Origin of the sequence: uncultured Gimesia sp. (genome assembly GCF_937919775.1) — a bacterium.
Lineage (GTDB): Bacteria > Planctomycetota > Planctomycetia > Planctomycetales > Planctomycetaceae > Gimesia.
Genome location: NZ_CALFPF010000300.1, coordinates 1 through 3,594 on the forward strand (window position 1 = coordinate 1; position 3,594 = coordinate 3,594).

The window sequence follows — 3,594 nt, forward strand, 5'->3', positions numbered from 1 at the left end:
CTGGGGCCTTTCATGCGTTATGAATTTGTAATTCCGATCAGTCGCTCAGCCGCCAGTTCTCAAAGTTTTCGCGCCGCAATTCAGAATATCGAACAGGGAAACTTTGTTGGTATCTTTCCGGAAGGAACGCGTACCACCGATGGTGCCGTTCAGCGATTCAAGCCTGGTTTTTTAGCCTTGTTGAAGCGAACTGACTGCGCCATTTATCCGATAGGCATCGCCGGTGCCTTTCATGCATTGCCGCGCGGCGCTTATTATCTGCGTCCCCGACCGGTGCGCGTGGTGTTCGGCAAACCAATTTCTGCTTCACAGATCAGGGAATACTGTGACCGAGGCGCAGAGAAAGAACTACTCGAACTCACCAGACAACGCGTCGTCGAATGCCAGCAGCAAGCGGAGGATTGGCTGACCCCTGAATCAACTGACTGATTTTGATTCGAGTCGGGATTGCCATTTGACACGGTCTCCACTATGTTTTTCGAAAATGATTGACACTTCAAATACTTTTTTGAGCAGGTAAATACCATGTCGGAACGGATTCTCAGTATTTCCGGATTGCGGGGCGTTGTCGGTAACGGATTGACCCCCGACTATTTAACCAGATTTGCAGCCGCCGTTGGTACCCTGGCAGATAGAGGGACTGTAGTTTTGTCGCGTGACGGCAGAGCGAGCGGGGAAATGGTGCGTCATGCGGTGATTGCCGGCCTGGTAGCAACAGGCTGCCGCGTCGTTGATGCCGGCATTGCGACGACTCCCACCTGCGGCGTACTTGTGACTCACCTCAAAGCCGCTGGTGGAATTCAAATTACCGCCAGCCACAATCCGATTCCCTGGAACGGCCTGAAACCGTTTTCAGCAGAAGGTTCTGTTTACAACCAGGCACAGGGCGAACTGCTGCTGGATGTGCTCAATAACGAAAAGTTTCATTACGTTCCCGCAGATCAACTCGGTACATTGGAACTTTACGCAGACGCCGCAGGCCCGCATATCGCACGCGTTTTAAAACTGATTGATGCAAACAAGATTCGTCAGCGCAAATTCAAAGTCGTCCTCGATTGCAATCATGGTTCTGGCGCGGTCGCCACACCTCAATTCCTGGAAGCGCTGGGTTGCGAAGTGATCGTGCTCGGCGGGACAGCGGATGGCCAGTTTGCACATACGCCGGAACCGCTCAAAGAAAATCTGACCTCACTTTGTGATGCCGTACTCAAACACAAAGCGGACGCCGGTTTCGCACAAGATCCTGATGCCGACCGTCTGGCGATTGTTGATAATACAGGACGTTATATCGGAGAAGAACTGACTTTGGCGTTGGCCGCCGATTATGTTCTGGCACGCACTCCCGGGCCTGTCGTCGTGAATGGTTCCACCAGCCGGGTGACGGCGGATATCGCGGCAAAATATGATTGTCCGTTTTTCCGCTCTTATGTGGGAGAAGCTCACGTCTGTGCCAAAATGAAGCAGGAATCCGCGATTCTCGGCGGCGAGGGGAATGGAGGAGTCATCGATCCCAAGGTTGGTTATGTGCGCGACAGTTATGTCAGTATGGCTTATGTACTGGCCGGCCTGTCAGATTCCGGTCAAACATTGAGTGCGTGGGCTGATGCATTACCCCAATACAGCATCGTCAAAAATAAAATCACTTGTCCCCGCGAACAGGTCGACAATGCCTGCAAAGCACTCGCGGCGCATTTCGATTCGGCTACTGCCTCAACTGGGGATGGCCTGCGACTGGACTGGGAAGACCGCTGGGTTCAGGTCAGAGCCAGCAATACCGAACCGATCATTCGCGTGATTGCCGAAGCGCCCCATAAAGAGGAAGCGGAAAAACTCTGTGCATCAGCAATGGAGATCGTGGCTGAGGCCGTTTCCTGATTAATAAAAAATAGAGTAAACATTCAGCACGATGTTTACTCTATTTTAAATCAAAGCTATGGAATTCATCCTTCCCAGCGGGTTTTCATGAACTCCAGACCTTTGGTTGCCAGATGCTCTTCAGACGGAAACATTTTGCGCCAGATGCGAGTGGCGGCGGCCAGGTCGGGTAAAGCCAGGCCAAAGGCTTCAATCATCAGCCAGCCGTCGTATTTCACCTCTTTGAGAGCGGCAAAAGTGGTATCCCAGTCAATTCCGCCTTCGCCCGGTGTGGAACGATCATTTTCAGAAATATGCACATGCACCATCTGGTCGACACAGGCCTTCACTGCGGATGTGATGCATTTTTCTTCGATGTTGGCGTGAAACGAGTCATACATCATTTTCAGATTGGGGTGATTGACTTCACGTGTAAACTGCGCACAATCTTCTGCACAGTTCAGGAAATAACACTCAAAACGATTCAGGTATTCACAGACCAGTATCACATTATTTTTTTGTGCGTAGTCGGCTGCTTTGGCAAGTGTCTCTTTGCCGTAGTTCCACTCATCGGCTGTTCGACCGGCGCCGGAAAATTCTCCGAGTGCAGAGTGAATCGGTCCGCACATATGAGTTGCCCCCGAGGCGGAGCACATATCCGTCATCCGTTTCAGTCGATTTAAACCGGCTTCGCGGATTTTTGCATCGCTGGAGATCGGGTTTTCATCAGGCGTGCAGACTGTGACTGCAGTACACTCTAAACCTAACTCAGACAGTTTTTTTCCGACCTGCGAAAACTTCTTTTCATCGGCTTCGAAAATCGGCAGTTCCACGCCATCATAACCCCAGCCTTTAATCTGTTCCAACAGGCCAAAGTGGGATTCATTCACATCGGAAGTCCAAAGCAGCATGTTCAAGCCGTACTTCATTGTTGTTTCTTTCAATCAAGTGAGATTAAAAAATGTTCAGGCGGCAATAAATCGGTGAGACGCTTTTCCACGATCCTCCGGCCTGTTTTTAATATCGAAATCGTTTCTTCTGGTAATGGTTGTAGTTTGACCCGTTTCATTACTTGATTCAAGCGTACCAACATTCTTTGTGGAACAAGATAGTCCCTTAAAAAACCTTCTTTATAAAAATGCACCAGCCAGAGTTTTAGCTGGTCTGTTTTTTGTGTGGCCATTTTGTTCGTAGCGTGTTCAATTTTCAGCGGGTCAATCTGCTGAAACGCTTCGTAATATTGGTCAATCAGCCTGGGATTTTGTTCGATCAAAACACAGTCCAGTAGCAATTCGGTCACGATATGTCCCAGAAATCCAACGCGTGCGTAGTCATCGTCGGCGAAAACCTTGCGAAACAGGATGGATAAATCGGTGCTGATTTCCAGAAATCCCTGAGTGGAGTGAAACCAATGATCATCATCCAGATGTTGTTTGATACCGGAAGCAAGTTCGGCCTGGATCGTTGATTCATCCTGTGTAAATGGAACCACATTTTTCATCCGCAAACGGACACGACGATCTACAACAGATAATAAATCGGGAAGAGCGGTTCCAGCCAGGAAATAGGGGCGATCAACAAACCTCATCCCATGCGCAAAATAATTCATAAAAACGCTTCATTGATGAAAGTCAGAACAAATCCGGATGAAGTTCCAATCGTAGCTGATCTGGTCCCAAAATCACAGTTTGCGGGCTGATTCTCATTTCAGGTTTGATAGGAGACCTGCCTGTTTTAGTC

Annotated in this window: 4 protein-coding genes; 2 read left to right on the forward strand and 2 right to left on the reverse strand. The window is 49.3% G+C overall.

What is annotated here, in order from left to right; all coding sequences use genetic code 11:
* Both Q0294_RS08215 and glmM read left to right on the forward strand, forming a co-directional pair.
* A partial coding sequence (locus Q0294_RS08215) for a lysophospholipid acyltransferase family protein (protein WP_299463160.1) occupies nucleotides 1-429 on the forward strand: 429 nt, incomplete at its 5' end.
* A gap of 96 nt (nucleotides 430-525) precedes the next feature.
* Nucleotides 526-1,875 (forward strand): phosphoglucosamine mutase, encoded by a 1,350-nt coding sequence (gene glmM / locus Q0294_RS08220; protein ID WP_299463163.1) that lies wholly within the window; start codon nucleotides 526-528, stop codon nucleotides 1,873-1,875.
* Between the two features lie 65 nt (nucleotides 1,876-1,940).
* Here the strand turns inward: glmM and Q0294_RS08225 are convergent, their stop codons facing one another.
* Together Q0294_RS08225 and Q0294_RS08230 are read right to left on the reverse strand one after the other, a co-directional pair.
* Entirely contained in the window at nucleotides 1,941-2,783 is an 843-nt protein-coding gene (locus Q0294_RS08225; protein WP_299463166.1) for a sugar phosphate isomerase/epimerase, read from the reverse strand.
* Between the two features lie 11 nt (nucleotides 2,784-2,794).
* On the reverse strand, nucleotides 2,795-3,463 hold the full coding sequence (locus tag Q0294_RS08230) for a hypothetical protein (protein WP_299463169.1): 669 nt from the start codon (nucleotides 3,461-3,463) through the stop codon (nucleotides 2,795-2,797).
* Nucleotides 3,464-3,594 lie beyond the last annotated feature (131 nt).